The sequence below is a fragment of the Flavicella sp. IMCC45537 genome (genome assembly GCF_057197705.1).
In genome coordinates this window covers 171,350-192,867 of the sequence record NZ_CM170067.1, presented here as the reverse complement: position 1 = coordinate 192,867, position 21,518 = coordinate 171,350, and the positions used below count along the sequence as shown (strand labels likewise).

Sequence of the window (21,518 nt, the reverse complement as noted above, 5' to 3'; positions counted from 1 at the left end):
CCAAATAAAAGATGAAATTACTATTTTTGATACTTATGCCAATAGCTATGGGAGCACAAACAATAATTGATTTTAACAAAACCACCAATATAGAGGATTGGGTAGTGACGGATGACGTAGTCATGGGTGGAAAATCTTCAGGAAATTTTGGTCTTAACGAAGAACACTTTGGTGTTTTTGAAGGAAATGTATCTTTAGAAAATAATGGAGGTTTCTCTTCTGTAAGATATCAATTTCCAACTATGAAGACCTCCCAACATTCAAAGATTGTTTTAAAAATAAAAGGAGATCAAAAAAAATATCAATTTAGAATTAAATCATCCATTCAGGATTATTATTCCTACATTTTCCATTTTGACACCAATGGAAAATGGCAAGAAATTGAGATTCCATTAAAAGAAATGTACCCTGGCTTTAGAGGTAAAAAATTAGATTTAGAAAATTATTCTACCGGGACTATGGAGCAAATAACATTTTTAATTGCAAACAAAAACGCTGAAAATTTCAAATTATTGATAGCTTCTGTAGCATTAGAATAAAATAGTTTTTGCTAAAAAAGCAACCATCAAGATTAATATTTTATATTTCAGTTTGGATAAAATAATACTTTGCATTTGCTTTGTAAGATTTAAATTCTAAATTGAACACAAATTAAGATACGTATACCAATACATGATTGAGTTAAAAGAAGAAAGAAACATTAAAGAATTACTGTCGCAAGGAGCTGATGAAAGAATATTTACCAATGAAAAAGGTCTTACCCGTTACGGAGTAAGTGCTACCAACGCAAAAGTTATAAATCGTGGTTCCTGTACTTGTAGTGTTGTTACTGACGACAGCATTGAGCGAATCAAAAACATGTATCAATCTGTAAAAACCAATACTGAATGGATACAAGAAAATGATCAGATTTTTGATAAAGTAAAAGATTTTATCAACGATAAAAACGAAGATGATTTTGAATTATTCTTGGCTCCCTCAGGAACTGATCTTGTATACGTCCCTCTGATTCTTTCAAAATTAATTGCCCCAAACAGAAAAATATTAAATATCACCACTTGTATAGAAGAGCTCGGATCTGGAACAAGATTGGCATCTAATGGAAAGTATTATTCAAACTACAATCAATTTGGAGAAACGGTACCTCAAGGAGATAGCATTTTAGAAAACAATAATATTGAAACTTATTTTTGTAAAGCCCGTTGTGAAAAAGGGGAGATTATTAACAACCAAGAAGAAATAATAGAGGTTGTAAAAAACCATCCAGAGCATACCATAATTATTAATTTAGTTTATGGTAGCAAATCTGGAATTGAAGACAACCTGGAATTGATAGATAAGATTGATGCTGAAAATGTTTTATGGAATACAGACTTATGCCAATTTAGACATTCAAAGGAAATAATAAAAAAACTGATCCGAAAAAATTCTACTGTGATGATTACCGGTTCTAAATTTTATCAATGTCCACCTTTTTGTGCTGCAGTATTGATCCCTAAAACCATTCTGAATAAAATTTCTAAAAAAGCCAATGCGAATTCAATTGAAGAATTTAGTGCTATTTTTTCTACCTATGATTTGCCTCCCTCTCTAAGACCTAAGTTGGGCTTAAGAGATCAATTAAATCCTGCTAGGATCATCAAATGGAAGTATACCATACAAGAAATCTTAAATTTTAATTTAATTCCTGCTGATCAAGTTCAAGAAAAAATTAATTCTTGGAGAACGCATGTTATAAAATTTATAAATAGCTATCCAGAATTTGAGTTGATGCCTTATCAAGAGGATACGAACAAAACTATTATTTCCTTTAGAATAAAATACCAAGGTTCGTACCTGAATGAAAAACAATTAAGAAAATTACATTACTTAACGGTTACTAAAAACTACGAAGATCTGTCAGCCGGAAAATCTATGGTATTTATTGGACAACCCGTGACTTATTTTAGCGATAAATCTTTTCTTCGTTTGGCTATTGGTTCTAAAAACATTAGAGAATTTGTTACTAATAACGAAACAGAATTTGAATTAGACAACAAAATCGTTGCCATTTTGATCGCCAACCTAAAGGAACATTATAATGATCTCTAAACAAGAAGCCGAAGAACAATATTTAAAAGCCGTAACAGAAAAATTATGTTCCTCTGAAAAGGCAACTATATTTTACTCTAAAAATGCTTTAGACAATCAGCTTGATTTGCTAAGAACCATTTTCCCTGCGAATACGAAGCATGCGATCGCTATCAAAACCTGTAACCAAAAAGATGTTTTGGCACACATAATAAAAAGAGGATTTGGATTAGAGGCCGCCTCGTTTGAAGAGGTAATGCTAGCAAAAAAGGCAGGTGCCAAAAACGATCAAATTGTATTTGACTCTCCTGTAAAAACAATTTCAGAAATAAATAAATGCCATCACGATCTTCCTGGAATGCTCCTCAATGCTAACTCGTTGGAAGAATTACAGCGCTATCCAGAAAATTTCAACGGACATATTGGCTTAAGAATTAACCCTCTGGTTGAAAATGCAGGTGGCGCATTTTTTAATGTAGCTACTTCTAATTCTAAATTTGGAGTTCCCATTACCAAAAGAAATGAGATCATCAAAAGTTGTATTGAATATTCTTCAATTGACGCTTTACATTTTCACATAGGTTCAAGTCTTACTGATTTATCTCCAAATTTAAAAGCTATTTCTATAATGGTAGAATTAGCACAAGAAATAAATGCCCTAAGAATTGAAAAAGGCATTGAAACCAAAATCAAGACGCTAGATATCGGCGGAGGAATTGAATTTGACAAAAAAACAATGACGGAATTTGTAACAGAAATGAATCAAATCCCAAACATTTCAGATTTCAATCTCGTAACTGAATATGGAAACTTTGTACACAAACACAACAGTTTTGTGACCTCTAACATAGAATATGTACTATCAAACGACGAGACTTTGCCTGAGATTGTTTATGTGCATGTAGGTGCTGATCTTTTTGTTAGAAAAGTATATTCTAATTTAAATGCAGATTACCCCTGCTCCATTTTACACAAAGATAAACCGAAAGAAAATGTACCACTAAAATCGTATCATATTGTTGGTCCTTTATGCTTTGCTGGTGATATTCTTTTTAAAGACTTACAGTTCCCTAAAATACAAGAAGGAGATACTTTTTTTATTTTCAACATAGGTTCAAATACATTAAGTATGTGGTCTGGCCACTGCAGTAGAGAGCAGCCTGAATTTATTTTTTACTGATATTAATTGCTTAACTTAGTGCAACTTTATCATAGATTATGAAAGAACTAACGCTTACAACTCCTGCACTATTATTTTCTGCAATATCCTTAATCATGCTTGCCTATACAAATCGTTTTTTGGCCTATGCAACCGTGGTTAGAAGTCTGCATGACACCTATCTAAAGAACAAAGATGCTGTTTTAATAAAACAAATTAAAAATATCAAACAACGATTGTATTTAACTAGGGCCATGCAAATTTTTGGCATCTCAAGTTTACTACTCTGTGTAATCTCTATGTTTTTAATTTATATTGAATTCAATACTTTGGCTATATGGGTTTTTGGTCTTGCTTTATTGCTATTGATCATTTCTCTATCGGTCCTCATCTTGGAAATTCAAATCTCAGTAAAAGCTTTAGAACATCATATTAGTGATATTGAAAGCAAGTAGCTTAACTTACTGATATTGAGACAATATTTATTAGAATTTTAAAGTCTAAGCTTTTTGTTATCTTTCCTATAAAAATTAAATCCAGATGAAAAAATTATTCCTTGTTGTATTGACACTTGTTACGACTATAGCATCAGCACAAAAGTCAGAAGTTTTAAAAAGACTGAAAAACTACCATTTTGATGAAAAATTTCTATTAGAGAACTTAAAAAATTCCGATGCACAATATTCATTTGATATAAATACCACAAACGTTATAGCAGATAAAACAACCATTCAAATTGCAAAGTTTGATGCAACCAAGGAAAATGGTAAACGCTGGATACTTTTAAAAGAAAACGGAGAAGAACCAACAAAAAAACAAAAACATACTTTTGATAAAACGCACAACAATAAAGACGAGGTCAACGGAACAATAGACGATAATTCATGGAAAATAGAAAAAGATTCTGAAGACGAAATTATCATCTCTTTTCAATATGATAGTAAATCTTTACCTAAACGATTCCGTTATCTGGGTGATTGTAAAGGTTTGGCTTTTTTCAACAAAAAAACGAAAACATTAGAAAAAGCCGAATTTATCAACCTAAAAGATTTGAAAATTAAAATCTTCAAAGTAAAAAAAATGGACCTTGTTGTATATTTCAATTATCATAAAGAATTTAACACCTACCTTATTTCTAAAGAGGATATTCGAATGACAATAAATTTTTTAGGACAAATAATAGAAGCAAACGATATAAATGTATTTAGTAATTATATAAAAAAATAATTACATCAGAAATGATATAGTAGTTAGTGTTAGAGAATAAAACACCTAAGAAATAACTTTAAATTGCAACAGTTTTGCTATTTCGAAATACCTATTGATCATTTCTCTATCGGTTCTCATCCTGGAAATTCAAATCTCAGTAAAAGCTTTAGAACAGCATATAAGTGATATCGAAAGTAAGTAGCCTTATTGACTTTTTTAGTTGAATAAAAAAATCAGTAACTTGAACGTAAAAATATGCCATGTCAAAAATAATTTCTCTGTTCTTTATTATTTTTAGTTTTCTGATTTCTAATGCCCAAACGGAAATCTACGAAACTCCGCCTTTGATAAAAAAAGACTTTTACAATGATGGAGTACCTGTTAAAATAAGATGGTATGGTTACGATAAAAAAATTGACAGTTTAAAAACTTATTACAAATCAGGTAAATTAAATGAAGAACTCTATTTTAAAAATGGAAAATACCATGGAACCTTTTATCAATATACAACGCTAGGTGAGGTAAAAACCATATGGGAATTTGAAAACGGGAAACTCGTTGAACGAATTGACAAAAAAATGGTATTCACAAAAAAGACTGAAGAAAGAACAAAGAAACTATACTTGTCTTTGAACGCTCTTAATACAAAATTAAAAAAAACAAATACTTCATTTTACGCTACTTATAAAAGGGCAAGTTTACGTTTTCGCTTGGGTAATTATACTCTTGCAATGAACGATCTAAAAAAACTAGAAAGACACATTGAAAAGTTCTCCGTTGAAAAACAAGCGAAATACCACAGACTTATTGCTGCTGTATATGATTATTTAGGTAGTATTTACAATAGTTATGAATTGGAAAATTATGCCATTCAATACAAATACAAAGCTTTAAGAGCTTCGCCTGAACAAAGTAGACTCTATCATAATCTAGGTTCGTACTTGATTGAAATAAAATCGTACGATTTAGGTATAAATTATTTAAACCAAGCTATCGAAATGGTTCCCAATCACTCATTTGCTCATTGGGTATTAGCAGCAACCTACACAGATCTTGGACAATATGAAAAAGCAATGGAGCATGTACAAATTTCATTTAAAAATGAAAATAGTCTATATAAGTTTGGTATCGGTAATCCCGAACGTGATTTACGGACAATACGTGGTTTACTCTACCATAAATTAGGAGACACTGAAAAAGGAATTCATGATTTAGAAGAGGCTTTGGATATCAATAAAAATAATTCATTTGCTATGAGAAACCTTGGAGTTGTCTTATATGAAACAGAGAACTATGAAGAGGCCTGTGAACTTCTTCAAAAGTCAAAGGATTTATTTTACGAGAGCAAACATAGAAAAAAAGATTTACAAGAATATATCGATCTCGCTTGTAACAAAGAGGTGTTTATTGAGGAGAAAGAAAAAGAGGAACTCCCTTTTGTATTTCCAAATCCAGCGTCTGACATCATAGAACTTAGAAACTTTGACTTTGATAATTTTGTTTATGAAGTAGTTACACATAACAATCAAACCGTTAAAAAAGGAAAAGCTAACGGAAAACGAATCGATATTTCAGAATTGCCACATGGTTTATATATTCTACGTATCTTAGAAACGGATAAACCTATTTCATTAAGAGTTATCAAAAACTAATACTGCAGAGTTACAACTCATAGAATTAACGTATTCTTAATTGGATGCTTTTATTAAATTTCCTATTTTGCATTAACATCTGTTAATTTACTGGATTAAAACTTAAATAAAATTATGAAAGATATTTCCTTACTATTTGATTTCCCACAATATCAACTTGAAAAATTCAATTTGAAAAAAGCATTCTCTACTAAATATGGAGATACCTGGGTAAGTCTATCCTCACAGGAATATATTGATGAATTAAATAAAATAAGTAGAGGTTTATTAAAACTTGGTGTAAATCCAAATGATAAAATTGCCTTGATCTCTAGTACCAATAGAACAGAATGGAATATTATGGATATGGGAGTGTTGCAAGTTGGAGCGCAAACCATCCCAATCTACCCTACCATAAGTAAAGAAGATTATCAATACGTATTGAATCATTCTGAAGCAACTTACTGTTTTGTATCTGATGTCAGTATTATTGAAAAACTTAATCAAATTAAGGAGGATACACATCTTAAAGCTATTTATACTTTTGATGACATTGCCGGAGAAAAAAACTGGAAAGAAGTACTAGAACTTGGACAAAATACAGAAACACAACCTGAGGTGGAAGCCATTAAAAAAACGGTTAAACCAGATGATTTAGCCACTATTATCTATACTTCTGGGACTACAGGTAAACCAAAAGGTGTCATGTTATCACATCGAAACTTGGTTTCAAATACGCTAGATAGTACCCCAAGAGTTCCTTTAGTACATGGAGAGGCAAAAGCTTTGAGCTTTTTACCTGTTTGTCATGTATTTGAACGTATTATTCATTATTTATACATCTATTGCGGTATTGAGATTTATTTTGCGCAATCTCAAGAAACAATCAGTGATAATTTAAAAGAAGTTCAGCCAGACATTATGACGGCCGTACCGAGGTTATATGAAAAAATATACGATGCAATTGTTGAAAAGGGAACCAACTTAACAGGAATTAAAAAGGGTCTATTTTTTTGGGCACTGAACCTTGGGTTAAGGTTTGAACCTTATGGAGTGAATGGTTGGTGGTATGAAACACAACTAAAATTAGCGAGAAAATTAATTTTTTCTAAATGGAAAGAAGCCTTAGGTGGAAAAATGAATACACTTGTTTCTGGGTCTGCTCCTTTACAATCAAGATTAATCAGAGTATTTTCAGCTGCTGGAATGCCTATTTTAGAAGGATATGGATTAACGGAAACTTCTCCAGTAATTTCTGTCAATTGCCCTTACAACAATGGGATAAGAATTGGTACTGTTGGAAGAATTATTGACAATGTAGAAGTTAAAATTGCAGAAGATGGTGAAATTTTAGCCAAAGGTCCGAATGTTATGTTAGGCTATTACAAGGATCCAGAAAAAACAGCCAGCGTTATGACCGGTGATTATTTTCATACAGGTGATATTGGTGTATTATCTGATGACAACTTTCTTACAATCACTGATCGTAAAAAAGAAATGTTTAAAACTTCTGGAGGTAAATACGTGGCTCCGGCACTTCTTGAAAATGAATTGAAACAATCTCGTTTTATAGAGCAGATAATGGTTATTGGGGAAGGTGAAAAAATGCCTGCCGCTTTCATTCAACCAAATTTCACTTTTATCAAAGAGTGGATCAAGAGAAAAGAAATCACTTGTGGTTCTGAACCGAAGGATATTTGCTCTAATGAAAGAATTATCAAGCGGATTCAAAAAGAAGTTGATAAATGCAATACCAACTTTGGGAAATGGGAACAAATTAAAAAATTTGAATTGACTCCCATGGAGTGGAGTATTGAAAGTGGACACCTAACTCCTACCTTAAAAATGAAACGTAAGATTATTAAAGAAATTCATAAAGACTTGTACAACAATATTTACGGAAAAGATCCTTCTTAATAAGAATCAATATCTATTCCTAATCTCACAGATCTATAAGCTCCAATAGCAGTAAAAGTATTCTGAATTTTTTCAATATGCTTTTTAGTTGCTTTTAACGATTGTTTGGGTGGAATCTTTAGCGTTATGTGTTTTATATAAAGATTTCTAACCCTAGAAACGTTAGGAGCTGTTGGTCCGAGAACATTGTCTTTAAAAGCATTTTTCAAGGAAGTTCCAAACCAATCCGCAGCATTATCTAAGGTCATTAAATCACGGTGTCGTAAAGTTATCCTCAGTACTCTGTAAAAAGGTGGGTAATGAAACTGCCAACGATCTTCTAATTGTTCCTTATACATGGCAGAATAATCATTGGTAGAAACCTGTTGTAATATTTGATGATAAGGATTAAATGTTTGTATTATCACTTTTCCTCTTTTCTTGGATCTTCCAGACCTTCCCGCTACCTGAACCATCATTTGAAAAGTTCTTTCATGCGCTCTAAAGTCTGGAAAATTCAACATATTATCAGCATTCATAACCCCAACCAAACTCACCTTTCCAAAATCAAGCCCTTTTGATAACATTTGAGTTCCCACCAGAATATCTATTTCTTGAGCCTGAAAAGCTCCAATAATTTTCTGGTACCCATATTTACCTCTTGTAGTATCGAGATCCATACGACCTATATTTACATCAGGAAATAATTCATTTAACTCTAGTTCAATCTGTTCTGTTCCAAAACCGATGGTACTTAATTTTGTAGAACCACAAGCACCACAATTTAAAGGCATTGCTTGTCTGTAGTTACAATAATGGCATCGCAACTCTTTTCTGTATTTGTGAAACGTAAGAGAAACATCACAATTAGGACATTCAGGAGAGACTCCACAAGTCTCACATTCAACAACGGGAGAGAACCCTCTTCTATTTTGAAACAAAATTACTTGTTCCTTATTCTTTAGGGCCTCTTCAATTTCTAAAATCAAACGATCTGAAAAATGACCGTTCATCCTTTTTTTCCTGTGTTTCTCTTTTATATCGACCAATTCAATGGCTGGCAATTGAACTTCACCAAACCTTTTGGTCAGATTAACAAGTCCATACTTATTATTGGTAGCATTGTAATAACTTTCTAAACTTGGTGTTGCTGACCCTAATAGAGTTTTCGCTTGGTGCATGTGCGCCAATAATATTGCAGCATCTCTGGCATGGTATCTAGGCGAAGGGTCAAACTGTTTATAGGAAGTCTCATGCTCTTCATCAATGATCAACAAGCCTAAATTAGAAAACGGTAAAAACAAAGAAGACCTTGCACCTAGAACTATTTGGGCCTTTCCCTTGCCATTTAAAACGTTATTGTAAACTTCAACACGTTCATTCATTGAGTATTTAGAATGAAATACAGATATTTTTCCACCAAAATATTGTTTCAATCTACCTATAAGTTGTGTGGTTAGCGCAATTTCTGGTAATAAAAACAAGACTTGCTTTCCGAGCTCAATTTGTTTTTGAATTAATTGGGCATATACTTCCGTTTTTCCACTGCTAGTAACCCCATGTAAAAGAGTTACAGCCTTCGTTTCAAAAGACTTATTTATTTCCGTACAAGCCTTTTCTTGAAACTCATTCAAATTTTTTAAGTTCCCATCTCCTTCTCTAAAGCTAACTCTATCTACCTGGATATGATAAAATTCTAAAATTTCCTTATCCACAAGTCCCTTTAAAACAGCCGCAGACACATTTGCTTTTTCTTGCAAATCTTTTGCTTTGATAGGTTTTTGAGTTTGAGCCTCTAATGAAAAGTACGTCAATAAGGCATTATATTGCTGTTTGGCTCTTTGTACAGAATCTAATAATGAAGATAGTGCCGCATCCCCTTTATGAGCCTCATTCAATTTTATGTATTTAACCAATTTCGGCTTATAGGACTCATATATCTCCTCTTTTAATAGAATGGCATTTTTAGCTAGCATTGTTTTCAAAAGCGGAAATATATTTTTCCTTGAAAGTATACTGCTGATCTCTAAAACGGATAATTGACTTTGTTGTCCCAAAGCCTCAAAAACTAAAAATTCTGAATCTGTTAAAACATTCTCATCTGTAAAACTTGGATTCTTAAGAACGATTGTCTCACTTTCCAACAAAAATGCAGATGGCAGTGCAGCCCTATAAACCTCGCCTAATGAACACATATAATACTCAGAAATCCATTCCCAATGTTGTAACTGTAATTCATTCACTACAGGTACCTCATCCAATATTTGATGAATCGGTTTGGCTTCATATGCAGCAGGTTCTTCCTCATGAATTTTATACACTAAGGCAGTATATATTTTTTTCTTACCAAACGGAACTGCAATACGCATTCCCTTTTTCAAGAACGTCGCCTCTGCTTCGGTTATCCTATACGTGAACAATCTTTGCAAAGGAATTGGTAAAATTACATTGACGAAAAAATTCTTAAACGGAAGCTGTGGCAATTTTTATTTTTTGAAATTATGACACAAAGATAGCTTTTTAAAAAAAATATTTTCCACGGAATTAATGATAAAAAAAACACACAAACTATATTGTGGTATTTTTGTTTAACAAAAATTATATTTTAATAAACATTTTGTATATTTGAATATCTAAAAATGATATTTTATGGAAACTATACAAGAAGCATTAGAATTCGAAGAAAATATTAAGACCTACAAAAGTCGAGATCAAAAAATTTGGGCCTCACTGAAAGCCAAGGAATTAATTTTATCATTGAATGAATTTTATAAAAATTCTAAAGACGATAAAATTATGGAAATTATGAAAAGACTGACGCTGATCAAGCGAAAATTTGAAGCAAGACTCAAACCCAAAATTAGAATATAATTATGTTAGATTTTTTATCATCCAATAAAATTGTCCCATCGAAACAGTCTCTATATGAGTTACAAATTAATGCTGTTAATGGAACTCCCATAGATCTTAAGTCTTACCAAGGAAAAAATATTTTGTTTGTCAATGTGGCATCTAAATGTGGATTTACCCCGCAGTACAAAGAACTTGAAGAACTGTATCAATCACATAAAGATAATCTGATTATCATTGGAGTTCCCTGCAACCAATTTGGCAACCAAGAACCTGGTAACCATGAAGAAATTTCTAATTTTTGTCAACTGAATTATGGCGTTAGTTTTCCTATTACTGAGAAAGTAGATGTCAAAGGAAACCAAAAGCATCCCCTGTACAAATGGTTAACCGAAGAGAGTTTAAACGGTAATACTAGTTCTAAGGTTCGTTGGAATTTTCAAAAATACCTTATCAATAAAGAAGGATACTTTGTAGATTTTTTCTACTCAACCACCTCTCCAAAAAGTAATAAAATTTTAAAACACTTAAAATAGTGAGTTAAGTTAGCAAAATTAATTTGGTCAATTAATTTTAGATGGGCACCATCCTTCCTTGGTGCCCATTTTTTTTTACTAAAATGTTTTAGTCATGGTAGTTTTGCAGACAATAGTAAACTCATTATTTCCTTTATTGGATTGCTCTATACTTGTTACCTGTTTTTGGGAAACAAAAGAGATCACTGCAATTTTTAATTTTTTATGATACTCATGTACATACCAAGCAGTACCTTCATGATTTTTTGAATGAAAATTGCCATTGAAATGCAAGAATAATTTGTTCTTGTTTTTTTTCTTTAACGAAGCCACTATACTATACCCCATCGTTGCATCCTTTAACGCTTGGGCATCAATAAAATTTTTAGCAGCTCCATGCATTCCGTGTCCGGACATCATTTGTTCCATTTCCTTATAGGATTCGTTATCATAAGGTACCTTAATTGGGAGCGGCGCTATATATTTTTTTCTTGCTTCTTTAGACAGTAACCTTAACGAATCTAATCCTTTTTTAGAAACCAAACTGGCATACCTTCTAGGTACATTTGTAGCAATAAAAGGTAAAGAATTGTCTTTGGCGAAGTTTACCAAAGGCGCATAATCTGTATTATAATTATCCCATGCTTTACCATCTTTTATCAATGTTTTCTCTATAATCAGTCCTGAAAGGTATTCATCAATTAGTAATTGATTGTCTTTTTCAAACATTTCTGCACCGAGGATAATTTCATTGTTTTTTAAAGCTGTAAGTTTACTTGTTAATTCAAACTGTAACCAATGAGCTATAGGATTATTGTGCAATTCCCCAAAAAACACAACATCATACTTCACTAAAGAATCAGCCATTTTTTCAAAAGAAATAGGCGCTTCCTTTTTATCAAATATTTGATAGGGTTGTAAAATATCTTGAGCATTCGCTCCAATAATAATTGTAAAAATAAAAGTATAAAAAAACATTTTTTTCATAGGATACAATTTCTCTTTTAACATAGGTCTAAAATAAAAAACTGTACCCAATTATATTGACTACAGTTTTTTTTATTTCTAATTATTTTCAAGTTTTACTCTTCCAATATTCTTTGAAAAAGAAATTTAGGGTTTCCTTTGTCTAAATTTTCATCATAAAAACTGGTAAAAGCCAATTTAAAAAATACGCCTTCCGTAGACTTAATTATATAATATTGATCTTCTACAATATTGAAACTAAAAGTAGCAAAGTCTAATTTTTTCCAATCACTACCAATAGCATCCACCTCTTCACTTAGCGAAATTTTTAAGGCATCAGCATATGTAATATCTTCAAATGAAATATAAGTTTCATCCGCTGCCGCTAGTTCTTGTTTATTCAAACGGATGGCTGAAGTTTTTCCTTTATTGATAAGAGCACCGGTTAAACTGTATGGCACCAACACACCAGAACCATTGTCAGTTCTTCCATTGTAATTTGCTAGTACCAGATCCCAACCATCTATACCTTGAGCATGATCTTTGTTTGGGTCCCAAACGTCTAATTTTACAAAATCGTCATTATTATAATGCACTCCAAAAACATCAGCGTTGGAAGTTTCTGAAGCGGCATCAAGGTCAACAAATACCTGACGGTTATAATCTAATTGAATTTGCTCTACTTGTTGAGTGTGGTGATTGAATCCTTCTACAAAAACCTCTGGACTACTATGCAAAGAAACTTGAAGACTAAATGTTGAACCATCTAAACTAACATCTTCTGGAATAATAGGACTATTTTCTTCTCCGCAGGCTAATAATAAAAAAGAACACAGTATACTTGTAATAATTGAATTTTTCATTTTTTGATATTTAGTAATTAATTGATTGTTATTAAATTTTATTTAGGTTGTATTTTATTGAGATAAAAAAGCTGCGTCCCCATGCTATTAGACGTCCATTACCTGACGAATGAGCACCACCCGAAGTTGAGTTTGATACTGCTTTTACATCCAAAATATTTTTTGCTCCTGCGGTTAGACTGAACTTTTTATCAAAAAAGTTTTTAGTAATTGAGAAATTTAACATTTGATAATCTTCAATGAAACCTTCTGCAATAGCGTCGTTAGCATCTAAAAATAATTGAACTCTTTCTCCAGTGTATTTATAATCTATTCTCATAGATACATCTTGCTTTCTAAAAGAATAACCTATCATGGCTGTTACATCGGTAGCGTAACTAAAATTAAAATTGTTCGTGTCTCTAAAATCATAACCTATTCCTGTTACCACAACTCCTGTACTTATCTTAAAATTTTGTACACCATAATCAACAGAGAGGTTCCCACCTTGCGTTTTCTTTTCCGAAATGTTTCTATAAAAATAAGCTTGGTTATCTCCTTCACTTGTGGTTAATTCAATCACGTCGGTTAAGTAATTATAAAAACCAGAAAGATTGAATCTTAAGATTGCCGCATTGGAAAAATTAAGTGTCTTATTAATGTTTGCTGTAACATTATGAGAGGTTTCAGGCACTAAATTTTCATTACCAAATATCATATGATTGGTATCAACAAAATCCATATACAACTCCTTCATGCTAGGAGCTCTAAAGCCTTTTGCATAAGAAATTCTTGATTGCCAAGATTTGTTTGGATTCCATTTTAAATGCGCTGAATATATTAACGGAGCCTTAAAAACGTTATGATGTAAATACCTCAATCCAGGTTGAAAAATCAATTTCTCTGATATCTCCATTTTCACATCTGTCCATAAGGCATTTTCTGTCAATCCATTATTCGCTACTACTTTTTCGCCTTTACCTTTTTCATCTGTTAATTCGTACCCGATTTGCCAATTAAGTCCTTTAGAAATAATATTTCCATAAGAAAAACGTGCGTTTAAAGTTTCAAAAGAATCTTCGGCTGATGCTCCTTTTTTTATTCCTGTGTTTTGCAAATCATCAACTACATAATCTTGAGCTGTTCGTTTATAGGTATTATAGGATACCAAACCCACTAAGGTTTCTTCAGGATTTAGCGTTTTGGTAAACTGGCCATAATAGGTAATCCTATCTGTTAAAAATTGCGTATCAATTGCTCTTGGTCCTTCTCGGTACTCCCCTTTATAGGTTAAATCTTCATTGCTAAAACGCACCCCAACTTTGGTATCAAACCCTCCCAACTTTATACCGTAAAAACCTTCGGAATTTAATTGATATTTTGGATTCCAATCTAAAGCTCTGGTCGATGAATTTAAATCGTAACCATCAAAAAAACGATAACCACTAGAGATTCCATAATTAGAGTTACCAATGTTCCCTTGAAGGTTCATACTGGCATTATATTGTCCTACGGATTCTGCATAAGCAGTAGCATTCCCTGATAATGTATAATATTTGTTCTTTTTAGAAATAATATTAATCGTTCCCGCCAAGGCATTTGATCCATAAACAACAGACATCGGACCTTCAATTACCTCTATATGATCTACTTGAGTCATATCTATTTGAGACAGATCAATATTCCCATCTTGTCTACCAATAATTGGCATCCCATCTATTAAAAATTTAACATGCTGACCTTCCAGTCCTTGCATAATTATCTGAGAACCTAATACTCCATCCTCTATTAAATTTATATTTGGCTGAAACCGTAACGCATCCCTAATATTTTGTACGCCTTGCTTTTCCATCTCCTTTGAAGAAATAACTTGCACTTTATAAATGGATTGATCCACTTTTTGGGGTTCAATGGTTGCAGTAACAACAACTTGCTCAATATTTAGCAAATCCTCCTCTAAAAAAACTGTAACAGACTTAGTCCTTTTTAATGCAACCGTTTGAGTAATATAACCCATATAGGATATGGTTAATACTGCATCTTCAGCAAAATTAATGTTGGCTATTCCATTGCTATTTGTAGAAAAATATTTGGGAAGCACCGTCTTGGAGACCAAGCATAAATGAGCCCCAACCATTGGTATATTTTCAAATTTATCCACTACTTTCAATTCTATCACCTGCTGTCCCCATGAGTTGGAAAAGAGAAGGACTAAAAAAGAAAAAATTATTTGCTTCATTGTTTTATTTTTAACAAGTCTAAATAAACTCAATACAAAAATAGAAGCATACTTCGAAACCAAATATCGAATAAAGAAAAACTAATATCGAATAAGGAAATATTTATTGAATTGCCAACAAAAACTAATAACAATCCATCTTAATCTTCTGATTATCTATCAAATAATTGACATCAAAATTAAAATACATTGTGCAGATTTCATCAAGGGTTTTGAGTACTTCATTCTGCATAGCCAAAGAGCCACATATGAGCATTGTAGTATCTTTTAAAATTAAATCTTTTATCAAAAGCTTATCCTGAAACAAAGCATCTTGTACATAAGATTTAATCTTTTCTTGGGAATACGCAAAGGATATTTTTTTAAGATTGGATCCTTGCACATAGTTATTGTACACCTCAAAAGATTTCTTTGTACGCATACCTAAATACAAATACACAGCTTGTTCTTTCTTTATTTCTGAAAGCATACCAATAAAAGGAGCTATCCCCGTACCGTTCCCGATTAATATAACATTCTGAGATTTTTTAGGAAAGTAAAAATCCGATTTTCTTTGCAATTGTATTTCAAGATTTGAGCCAATATCTTGATTGTACAAAAAGTTAGAAACTACTCCAAACTCATGCTTTTTAACAGCTAGTAAAATATTTCCTCTGTATTTTGAAATTGAATAATAGCGAACCCTTTTACTATTCCCTGGTAAAATGCCTAATAAATCTCCTGACGAAAATTGCAAGTATTTGGGAGTTTTTAATTGGATCAGAAAAGTGGCATCTACATTCAACTGAGTTTTGGCAACTACTTTAACTTGTGACTTTTTTATTTTGGAGGTGATCAAGGGGGGCTTAATCTTTACATCTAAATTGTTGTTAGTATTCCATAAATCCAACCATTTAGAAAAAGTATCATAGCATTGATTGTTTATTTTACATAAAGGAGTGTTTTCAACAAATCCAACTAAATTTTGAAAAACATCATTTACTTCATAAGCAAATTGGCAATATTTTGGATATTCTTTAGATCCAAAACCAACCACAGAATACTGAATCTCAGTTTTCTGTTTTATGGTATTCAAAATACTTTCAAATTTTCTGGCGTTAGTCGGTGACTCCCCTTCTCCATACGTTGCTGTAAATACAATGATACTGTTCGCTTTTTCATAGGAAGAATAATGGTTCAATTGATCTAAAAATACTTTTTTATTTAATTTTAAAAGTCCCAAGTAAAATTCTTTAGCATAGGCATATGTAGAACCATTTTCTGAGCCATAAAAGATGATAAATTCTGCCTGATCTTTATTGTATTTATTTTGTACTTTTTGAGATGCTTTTCTACGTTGAAAAGAAATTTTAAATCCTGAATAGAAAAAATATAAAATTGAAAAACAACACAACAACAATATTAAACTCCATACAAAACTGCCTTGACCAGTATGTAAAATCAGACTATAATAAGAAACCAAGGTTGTAAATGGATATATTTTTTGATTTACAATAGTTTCAGTTTTTTGGTTGATATGTACCTCAGCATCTATTAAGAAAACCGTATAATAATCCTCATCATCGTCCGAAAAAGGAAACTCAATAGTTTTTACTCGATCAAAGCTTGTTGTCTCAAAAAAAGACAAGGAGGAAGTATTTTTACTATTTCTCTCTTTACTTGTTTCTAGCGTAGATTTGTTATTTTCAAATTCAGGTATTAAATCAAATTTTTCAAGAGACAAGTAAACTCCTGTCAAGGTTACAATCATAATGGGTACAAGGAATATTCTACCCCAAAAAACATGTAAATATTGATATGTTTTTTGATCTTTTATCTTAGAAAAAAACTTACGGATTCCTCCTTGTCTTTTCAGAATAAGTAAAATTCCTGAAACACTAATAAGAAGTAGTAGAAACGAAGTCAGTCCAACAAAAAACCTTCCTATTTTTTTAAGAAAAAGAGAACGATGTAAGGAAGTTGCAAATTGGTAAATTGGTGCTCTTGCTATAGGGATTCCTAATTTTTCTCCTGAAATTGGATTTACATAAGTATCCTCAAGGTTTCCTTCTTGATTTATTGCAGATACAATAACTTCATCACTTGAAGTAAGTTCTATGGAAATTATATCTTGATGTTTCAACTTTGTACTTTGCAACACCTCTTTTATGGAAAGTCCCTTTAAATCCATGGAATAATCATTTGAAATTTGATAATCAATGGGTTCAATAGCCAATACAATCCCTGTTAGAGTTGCTATTAATAAAAACAAAGAAGAAGATACAGCCAAAGTAAAATGGCTGTACCTCCAAAAAGAAATAATCATTACTATTTATTTTTAGTAAATACCGATAAAAGTACCTTCTGCTAAATTTTTCAAAGTTGCTCCTTTGGTAAAGGCATCAGGACTTTCTGAATTAATATCAAAAATGTAAACATTCCCATCTACTCCCGTTGGTGTAATAGACATATAAAATTTACCATCTTTAATAACAGCATTTTGATACTGAGTCAACCATAAATCCTTTGGTACATTAAGATTCACAACTGTTTTGTTGTACAAATCAACTCTTGCAACACTCCATACAGAATCACTAAACCAACTAGAACTTAAATCTGTATTTGCATAAGGAACATACCCTATTCCATTTCCCACATAAAACCATCCATTAGAAGCTACATTAAATCCTAACAAATCTGATAAATTATAATCGTAAGAGGTATCATATTCACCATTGCTAATTTTTAAAATGTGTGTTTCATATGTGTTATCAGGCACTGAAATAATTTGATACACATCACCAAGCTCATCAGTGTAAGCAACTGGTGTTCTGTAGCCATTCGTGGAACCTTGAGCAATATCCGTTGCTATAATTTTTGGATTTGTTAAAGAAGGATAATCCAATACTAATGTTTCTACATTTGTATAAACTGCTCCTGGGCAACCTCTACCAGTACAAGGATTTTCAGGGCTATATGCTCCCTTACCTAGTCCATAATAAATTTTATCACCAGCTATTACCGGAGCATCTACTCTACTTATATAATTATAATGATCGTAATCCGTCCCATCAACATTGATTGTATAAGGAGCTAAATCATGATCACTTACTGGAATTGTAATATTCTCAATTGCTCCAAAAGAAAGGTTTTCTAAATCAACGCTCATCACATTCAATTGCACATCTGATCTGATGAATTTTGTAGGATCATTTTCATCAAAAACACGAACAGCGTTTGAACCGTCTGCATAATGTATAGAAGCTGAGCTTTCACTTGCTTTGGTCCACCTTGGATAAGCTGTTCCCATGGCAAACTCCACATTTTTTTCAAATTTTTGAGTATATGTTTGAAGACCATCCACAGAAAATTTATAAATTCTTCCACCACCATAATCTAAGTTATAAACGTATTTACCATCCGCTGAAGAAAAAATTCTTGCTGTTCTTGTTGATGGCATTTCAAATCCAACTCCCGAATAATCAACAGTAACATCACTGCCAACATTTTCATGCGCCTGTGTATACACTTTAGTTTCACCTGTTGGACTCGCGGACAACGCTAAAGTAAAGTGAGTTCTTCCCTCCGATGGATCCACAACAGATTCATTCCCTAGTTGGTCGCTATCATCACAAGATGCAGCCGTAATTCCTAAAAGCATACAAGCGAGTACTGCTTTTTGAATTGTTGAAATATTAATTTGTAGGTTTTTCATAATAATATATTTAAAAAATTGTATAATTTATTTTAAAGTAAAATGCTCTTCCAGGCTTTTGTAGTGCATAATTGTCAAATACTTGTTTGTCCAAAAGGTTCCTTATATCAAAAGAAACACTGGTTTTATTACCAGGAAATAGATGTGTCAATCCCAAATCTAGAACCAATTGGGTCGGTATAATATCTTTACCCGCTCCTCCCAAAGACTCCCAATCTCTATAAAACCAATGCACATAAGCTAAATTTGCCGTAATATTCGTTTTAGAGTTTTTCTGGAACATATTTTCACCTCTGTACCTAATATTTCCATTCGCTGTAAAAAAAGGCGCGTTTCTTTCTCTGTCTCCATACCAGGCGAAAGGCAAACCATTCTCATCAAACTGGGTGTTAAATCGTGAGTTAAATAAGGATACATTTCCATTAAAATCTATTTTCCTTTTAAAGGAGTAAAAAAGGTCCAAATCAAAACCTTGACTGATATAATTGTCATCATTAATAAACTCAGTGGTTTCATCTGTACTATCTTCACGAACATTCAATTTTATTTTATCCTTGGTGTCTCTTAAAAATGTGTTTAGTTTTATACTAAAATCATGAACGCCCAACGAATAAACTCCTAAGGTACATCCCAGATTGATGTTCAAACTTTGTTCTGGTTTTAAATTATAATTGGGTTCTAAACTTTCTGCTAAATTCCCAAAAAGCTCCCCTGCTACTGGCATTCGAAATGTATTCTCCGCTGAAGTTTGTATTAATATTTTTGGTGAGATTTTATATGCTACTGTAAAACCATAACCATTGGCATCAACAGATCTATCGGTTTGATTATATACTACTGGATCGTTCCCTTCTTTTTTATATTCAATAATTTCAATATTTTGATGAAACCTTTTGTAAAAAACAGAACTAGTTAATTTATTTTGAAAAGAGGTATTGGTATACCCAACTCCTAAAATATTTTTTTTAGTAAATCGAATATCCTCTTTATCTCTAATATCCACATGGCGTAATGGATCTTTTGAGTCCCTTTCAAATCGATTGTACATATGATTGGTTGCCAATTTATTTTGTAAATCGAATGCATAAGAAAGATTTACTCTAGCTAAAAGAATCTCTTCATTACTAGTTTGCAGGGTAGGATTTCCAGCCTCTGCACCAGAAGCGTATTCATAATATCCATTGGGTTTTCCATCCTTATCGTATTTAACTTTCTTTTTGCCATCCCAATCATATATATAGGGAATGGTATCTACTATGTTTCTTGTTAACCTAGAGTAGGAAGAAAACATATCTGCTTTCAGTTTTTTTGCGCCTAAGAAGGTTTGATCTTTATACGAAAGACTTACTAACTTGGTATCTTGATTATAATTTCTATTTCCGTAAACCGACTCCATCGTTGCGCCATGTTGAATTTCTTTATCCAATTCTGAATATATAAATCCAATCAAAAATTCATCAGCCCATGATTTATCTACAATACCTGCCTCAGCTTTCACTCCATAGGACAAGTAAGCATCATGAAATCTTGTTGCTTTTAAATATGTAATATCACCCGTAGTAGGGGTAGTAGTATATACTTGATTCCCCCATACTTTATAATTATTATCTGAGTAATTGTAAAAACTTGATCCTCTAAAAACAAAACCCGTTTTCGGATTATGATAATTTCCAGCAATACTAAATTGATGTGTATTAAAAGATCCAGCGGAGTAAGATGTAAATAATTTATTTTTACTTCCTGTTTTTTTCAACACAACATTGATAGCTCCCCCAAGCGCATCACCAGAAAGTTCAATAGATACAACTCCCTTATATACCTCAATACGTTCAATTAAATTTGTAGGAATACTGGCTAGTGAAAAAGAAGGTCCAAAGGATTCTATGGGTGTGCCATCAATAAAAACTCGAATAGCATTTCCTGATAACCCATTGATATTAAAATTCATTCTTGATCCTATACCTCCACTTTGACGAACTCTAACTCCTGAAGATCTATCCAATACATCTGAAGTCTGAATAGACTGTAACTCAGCCGATTTTGTACTGATCGCATTTACAGCATATCCTCTACTTTCAATTTGTGCTTCCTTAGACTTACCAATAACTAAAACCTCAGTGAGTTCATTTTCTTCATTGAACCCAAAAGTATGGTCTAAAATAATAGGGTCTTTTCCTACCTCAACATTTACCTTTTCTGGATCTTTACCGTAATATTGAAAATACACTATGTTAGAACCCTGTTTTAAGCCTGTCAATTTAAACTTCCCCTCATCATCGGTATACGAATACACAGGAGATTTTGAAACGAAAACAGAGGCTAGTTGAACTGGCTTTCCATTCTTGAAATTCACAACCCCAGTAAGTGTCGCATTCTGAGCTGAACTTATCGCTGAAATCAAGAAAAATAATATGTAGTAATAATAATTCATCTAATTGCCGTTATGC

Annotated in this window: 16 protein-coding genes; 9 read left to right on the top strand and 7 right to left on the bottom strand. The window is 32.3% G+C overall.

Going from position 1 to position 21,518, the window contains the following annotated elements; all coding sequences use genetic code 11:
* Positions 1-11 precede the first annotated feature (11 nt).
* The 7 genes from AC2DGP_RS00880 (at position 12) to AC2DGP_RS00850 (ending at position 7,986) form a co-directional block, all read left to right on the top strand.
* A complete protein-coding gene (locus AC2DGP_RS00880) occupies positions 12-539 on the top strand; it encodes a CIA30 family protein (RefSeq protein ID WP_484491144.1) in 528 nt (175 codons plus the stop codon).
* A 133-nt stretch (positions 540-672) separates the two neighbouring features.
* On the top strand, positions 673-2,091 hold the full coding sequence (locus AC2DGP_RS00875) for a hypothetical protein (RefSeq protein ID WP_484491143.1): 1,419 nt from the start codon (positions 673-675) through the stop codon (positions 2,089-2,091).
* Positions 2,081-3,250 carry a type III PLP-dependent enzyme domain-containing protein gene (locus AC2DGP_RS00870; RefSeq protein WP_484491142.1) on the top strand — a complete coding sequence of 390 codons (1,170 nt, stop codon included), beginning with the start codon at positions 2,081-2,083 and terminating at the stop codon, positions 3,248-3,250. Before AC2DGP_RS00875 ends, AC2DGP_RS00870 begins: the two co-directional genes overlap by 11 nt.
* A gap of 38 nt (positions 3,251-3,288) precedes the next feature.
* Entirely contained in the window at positions 3,289-3,684 is a 396-nt protein-coding gene (locus tag AC2DGP_RS00865) for a DUF2721 domain-containing protein (protein ID WP_484491141.1), read from the top strand.
* A gap of 85 nt (positions 3,685-3,769) precedes the next feature.
* Positions 3,770-4,456 (top strand): hypothetical protein, encoded by a 687-nt coding sequence (locus tag AC2DGP_RS00860; protein ID WP_484491140.1) that lies wholly within the window; start codon positions 3,770-3,772, stop codon positions 4,454-4,456.
* Between the two features lie 242 nt (positions 4,457-4,698).
* Positions 4,699-6,090 carry a tetratricopeptide repeat protein gene (locus AC2DGP_RS00855; protein ID WP_484491139.1) on the top strand — a complete coding sequence of 464 codons (1,392 nt, stop codon included), beginning with the start codon at positions 4,699-4,701 and terminating at the stop codon, positions 6,088-6,090.
* Positions 6,091-6,204: 114 nt separating this feature from the next.
* Positions 6,205-7,986 (top strand): AMP-dependent synthetase/ligase, encoded by a 1,782-nt coding sequence (locus AC2DGP_RS00850; protein ID WP_484491138.1) that lies wholly within the window; start codon positions 6,205-6,207, stop codon positions 7,984-7,986.
* Here AC2DGP_RS00850 and priA read toward each other — a convergent pair.
* Positions 7,983-10,448, bottom strand: a complete 2,466-nt coding sequence (gene priA, locus AC2DGP_RS00845; protein ID WP_484491137.1) for a replication restart helicase PriA — start codon at positions 10,446-10,448, stop codon at positions 7,983-7,985. The two genes, AC2DGP_RS00850 and priA, sit on opposite strands and share 4 nt — an antisense overlap.
* Positions 10,449-10,614: 166 nt before the next feature.
* Here priA and AC2DGP_RS00840 point away from each other — a divergent pair, with 166 nt between their 5' ends.
* Both AC2DGP_RS00840 and AC2DGP_RS00835 read left to right on the top strand, forming a co-directional pair.
* Positions 10,615-10,836 carry a hypothetical protein gene (locus AC2DGP_RS00840; RefSeq protein ID WP_484491136.1) on the top strand — a complete coding sequence of 74 codons (222 nt, stop codon included), beginning with the start codon at positions 10,615-10,617 and terminating at the stop codon, positions 10,834-10,836.
* Positions 10,837-10,838: 2 nt separating this feature from the next.
* Positions 10,839-11,351, top strand: a complete 513-nt coding sequence (locus AC2DGP_RS00835) for a glutathione peroxidase (RefSeq protein WP_484491135.1) — start codon at positions 10,839-10,841, stop codon at positions 11,349-11,351.
* Positions 11,352-11,429: 78 nt separating this feature from the next.
* On the opposite strand, the gene AC2DGP_RS00830 is transcribed toward AC2DGP_RS00835, so the two are convergent.
* The 6 genes from AC2DGP_RS00830 to AC2DGP_RS00805 form a co-directional block, all read right to left on the bottom strand.
* On the bottom strand, positions 11,430-12,317 hold the full coding sequence (locus AC2DGP_RS00830; protein ID WP_484491134.1) for a ChaN family lipoprotein: 888 nt from the start codon (positions 12,315-12,317) through the stop codon (positions 11,430-11,432).
* A gap of 95 nt (positions 12,318-12,412) precedes the next feature.
* Positions 12,413-13,159, bottom strand: a complete 747-nt coding sequence (locus AC2DGP_RS00825) for an HmuY family protein (RefSeq protein ID WP_484491133.1) — start codon at positions 13,157-13,159, stop codon at positions 12,413-12,415.
* A 31-nt stretch (positions 13,160-13,190) separates the two neighbouring features.
* Positions 13,191-15,377, bottom strand: coding sequence for a TonB-dependent receptor (locus AC2DGP_RS00820; protein ID WP_484491132.1), 2,187 nt, complete (start codon positions 15,375-15,377; stop codon positions 13,191-13,193).
* Positions 15,378-15,501: 124 nt separating this feature from the next.
* The gene (locus AC2DGP_RS00815; RefSeq protein WP_484491131.1) at positions 15,502-17,682 is read right to left on the bottom strand and encodes a PepSY domain-containing protein; all 2,181 of its coding nucleotides are present in this window, start codon (positions 17,680-17,682) and stop codon (positions 15,502-15,504) included.
* A 12-nt stretch (positions 17,683-17,694) separates the two neighbouring features.
* Complete coding sequence (locus AC2DGP_RS00810; RefSeq protein ID WP_484491130.1) at positions 17,695-19,071, bottom strand: hypothetical protein; 1,377 nt, start codon at positions 19,069-19,071, stop codon at positions 17,695-17,697.
* Positions 19,072-19,081: 10 nt separating this feature from the next.
* The gene (locus AC2DGP_RS00805) at positions 19,082-21,502 is read right to left on the bottom strand and encodes a TonB-dependent receptor plug domain-containing protein (protein WP_484491129.1); all 2,421 of its coding nucleotides are present in this window, start codon (positions 21,500-21,502) and stop codon (positions 19,082-19,084) included.
* Between the last annotated feature and the right edge of the window lie 16 nt (positions 21,503-21,518).

Bases quoted from the DNA above. Each gene is read 5' to 3' on its own strand.
- AC2DGP_RS00855 (WP_484491139.1), top strand. From the start codon at position 4,699: ATGTCAAAAATAATTTCTCTGTTCTTTATTATTTTTAGTTTTCTGATT.
- AC2DGP_RS00860 (WP_484491140.1), top strand. From the start codon at position 3,770: ATGAAAAAATTATTCCTTGTTGTATTGACACTTGTTACGACTATAGCA.
- AC2DGP_RS00870 (WP_484491142.1), top strand. From the start codon at position 2,081: ATGATCTCTAAACAAGAAGCCGAAGAACAATATTTAAAAGCCGTAACA.
- AC2DGP_RS00815 (WP_484491131.1), bottom strand. From the start codon at position 17,682: ATGATTATTTCTTTTTGGAGGTACAGCCATTTTACTTTGGCTGTATCT.
- AC2DGP_RS00835 (WP_484491135.1), top strand. From the start codon at position 10,839: ATGTTAGATTTTTTATCATCCAATAAAATTGTCCCATCGAAACAGTCT.
- AC2DGP_RS00865 (WP_484491141.1), top strand. From the start codon at position 3,289: ATGAAAGAACTAACGCTTACAACTCCTGCACTATTATTTTCTGCAATA.
- AC2DGP_RS00820 (WP_484491132.1), bottom strand. From the start codon at position 15,377: ATGAAGCAAATAATTTTTTCTTTTTTAGTCCTTCTCTTTTCCAACTCA.
- AC2DGP_RS00830 (WP_484491134.1), bottom strand. From the start codon at position 12,317: ATGAAAAAAATGTTTTTTTATACTTTTATTTTTACAATTATTATTGGA.
- AC2DGP_RS00810 (WP_484491130.1), bottom strand. From the start codon at position 19,071: ATGAAAAACCTACAAATTAATATTTCAACAATTCAAAAAGCAGTACTC.
- AC2DGP_RS00850 (WP_484491138.1), top strand. From the start codon at position 6,205: ATGAAAGATATTTCCTTACTATTTGATTTCCCACAATATCAACTTGAA.
- AC2DGP_RS00825 (WP_484491133.1), bottom strand. From the start codon at position 13,159: ATGAAAAATTCAATTATTACAAGTATACTGTGTTCTTTTTTATTATTA.
- AC2DGP_RS00840 (WP_484491136.1), top strand. From the start codon at position 10,615: ATGGAAACTATACAAGAAGCATTAGAATTCGAAGAAAATATTAAGACC.
- AC2DGP_RS00880 (WP_484491144.1), top strand. From the start codon at position 12: ATGAAATTACTATTTTTGATACTTATGCCAATAGCTATGGGAGCACAA.
- AC2DGP_RS00805 (WP_484491129.1), bottom strand. From the start codon at position 21,502: ATGAATTATTATTACTACATATTATTTTTCTTGATTTCAGCGATAAGT.
- AC2DGP_RS00875 (WP_484491143.1), top strand. From the start codon at position 673: ATGATTGAGTTAAAAGAAGAAAGAAACATTAAAGAATTACTGTCGCAA.